Below are 2798 nucleotides of genomic sequence, written 5' to 3' on the forward strand. Positions count from 1 at the left end.
CACGTCGCGGGAAAGGCCCACATCGGAAAGCTCGGCCGCATCCAGCAGGCGCGCGAGCTCGTCGTCGGCAGGAGGCTGCGTGCCGGCGTTCACCTTGAGCCTCCACGGAAGCACCAGGTTGTCGCGCACCGTGCCCGCCACGAGCGACGCCTGCTGCGGCACGAGGCACACCTGGCGGCGCCACGCGGCGGGCTTGAAGCCCGAGGAGGGCCGCCCGTCCAGGTAGAGCTCGCCGGAGTCGCGCGCCATCATGAGCGCGCATGCGCGCAAAAGCGTCGACTTCCCCGCACCCGAGGGGCCCACGAGGTCGCAGATCGCGCCCGCCTCGAGCGCGAACGACGCGCCGCGCAGAAGCGGCACGGCTTCGCCGCCGCGGCGATAGGACAAGGTGATATGCTCAACGCGGAAAAGGCTCATGGGGCCATGGTAGCACCGTTTCGCCTCAGGGGGCGAGAAGGTTGCCGGCCGGGAAACAGGCGAGCGCCCGAACAGGCATGCCGCAGCGGGGTGGGCGGGTGAAGCCTAGCGAAGCCCCGTCCGATGGACCCGCTGCACGGCGGGCGCATCCCCGTTCGCGGCGCATCAGGGTGCGCTGCCGGAACCACAGGCCGCCCTCGCGCGCCCGAAAGGCCGGGACCTGCCGCCGATTCCGGCCCCTCCTGCCAAAAAAGAGCCGGTTTGGCAATCGGCAACGCGCCGCCCAAAAAGACGACCTGGTCTTTCTCGAGGCGTCCTTTCGAAAGGCGCCTCGAAACGCTTCCGAGGATTGCCAAACCGGCTCTTTTTTGGCAAGAAGGACGGTTTCGCGTGACAAAGCGTGACAAAAACATCGGCCTATGCGGAAACGACCATCGCAGGGCTCCCGCGTAGCGCGACGAAGCTCCCAGCCCAGGCGGCGCGCTCGCACGGCGTGACGCCTCCGACCGGCATCGCGCCCGTTGCCAAGCGGCCGCGGCCGGGCAGCCGGGAGGCGGGGAGATGTCCCTCCCCGGCCCCGGCCGCAGGCCGCTTCCCTACTGTAAACCCTCGATGTGCGGGATGGTGGCGAAGCCGGCCGCGAGCTCCTCGTCGGTGGGCTCGTGGTCGGCCATCTCGCCGCGGTTGAAGGCATCGTAGGCCTTCATGTCGAAGTAGCCCGTGCCGGTGAGGCCGAAGAGGATGGTCTTGGCCTCCCCCGTCTCGGCGCAGCGGCGCGCCTCCTCCATGGCCTGGAAGATGGCGTGCGCGCTCTCCGGCGCCGGCAGTATGGTCTCCAGGCGCGCGAACTCCACGGCGGCGGCGAACACGTCGGTCTGCTTGACGGCCACGGCCTCCAGGTAGCCGTCGTGCTTGAGCTTGCTCACGATGGGGCTCATGCCGTGGTAGCGCAGGCCGCCCGCGTGGTCGGGGCTCGGCTGGAAGCCGTTGCCGAGCGTGTACATCTTGGCGAGCGGGCAGGTCTGGCCCGTGTCGGCGAAGTCGTAGGCGAACCGCCCGCGCGTGAGCGAGGGGCAGCTCGCAGGCTCCACGGCCACAAAGCGCGTGTCGGGCTTCTCGCCGCGCAGCTTGTCGCACATGAACGGCGCGATGAGGCCGCCCAGGTTGGACCCGCCGCCCGCGCAGCCGATCACGACGTCGGGGTACGCGCCCAGCTCCTCGAAGGCGGCGTAGCTCTCCAGCCCGATCACCGACTGGTGCAGCACCACCTGGTTGAGCACCGAGCCCAGCGTGTAGCGCCCCTTGTTCTCCGGAATGTTCAGGGCGCGCTCCACGGCCTCGGAGATGGCCGTGCCGAGCGACCCCGTGGAGTCCGGATGGTCGGCCAGCATCTTGCGCCCGATAGCCGTGGTGTCCGACGGCGAGGGCGTGACGTTGGCCTTGAACGTCTCCATGATGTTGCGGCGGAACGGCTTCTGCTCGTAGGAGCACTTCACCATGAACACATCCAGGTCGAGCCCGAAGTGGTCGGCCGCCTCGGCGAGCGCCGTGCCCCACTGCCCCGCGCCCGTCTCGGTGGTGATGCCCGTGAGCTCCTGGGCCTTGGCGTAGTACGCCTGCGCGATGGCCGAGTTCAGCTTGTGGGAGCCCGAGGTGTTGTTGCCCTCGAACTTGTAGTAGATCTTCGCCGGCGTGCCGAGCGCGCGCTCCAGGTTGTACGCGCGGCACAAGGGCGAGGGCCGGTAGATGCGGTACATCTCCCGCACGGGCTCGGGGATGTCGAAGTAGGCCGTGTCGTCGTCGAGCTCCTGGCGCACGAGCTCGTCGCAGAACACGGGTGCAAGGTCCTCGGGCGTGGCCACGGCGCCGTTCGGCAGCCGGATGGGCTCGGGCTTCTCCGGCATGTCGGCCCGCAGGTTGTACCACTGCGCCGGGATCTGGTCTTCTCGCAGGTACAGGCGGTGCGGCGCGTTCTCGGTCATGATGGTTCCCTTTCCGTTCGTTCGGTGCGGCGTCCCCGCCGCGGTACATCCTCCGTCCGCGCAAACAAAAAGAGCCCCCGGATCTCCGAGGGCTCTTCTGTAAGTATGTATGCGCGGAACAGAAGCCTATGCGAGACCCGGGATCAATGCCTTCTCTTCCACCACCACGCGCCGACGGTCAACGTGCTAGGCACGCTGTCGGCGAAAGCTGCGGTGTGGGCGGTTGCGGGCAAGATCATCCTCTCGTACTGGTTTCCGGGCCGATCGCAGCATAGCACGACCGGCCCGCTTTTGGAAAGGGGCGAATTCAGATGGCCGCAAACCGGCGCACGGACCCGCTTGCGGCCCGGCTGCGAGCAGGCTGGCAGAGCAGGCTCCGCAGGCGCGCCTCCGCGGAAG

The 2798-nt window shown here is 68.5% G+C and carries 2 protein-coding genes; both read right to left on the reverse strand.

Translation table 11 applies throughout. From position 1 onward, the window contains the following. Positions 1-417: ATP-binding cassette domain-containing protein (locus GPA_RS19485; RefSeq protein ID WP_167536681.1), on the reverse strand; the 417-nt coding region annotated here is incomplete at its 3' end. 596 nt (positions 418-1013) lie between these two features. Beyond that, a complete protein-coding gene (locus GPA_RS13650; protein ID WP_015540225.1) occupies positions 1014-2399 on the reverse strand; it encodes a TrpB-like pyridoxal phosphate-dependent enzyme in 1386 nt (461 codons plus the stop codon). Positions 2400-2798 lie beyond the last annotated feature (399 nt).

This window comes from Gordonibacter pamelaeae 7-10-1-b, from assembly GCF_000210055.1.
Classification (GTDB): Bacteria; Actinomycetota; Coriobacteriia; order Coriobacteriales; family Eggerthellaceae; genus Gordonibacter; species Gordonibacter pamelaeae.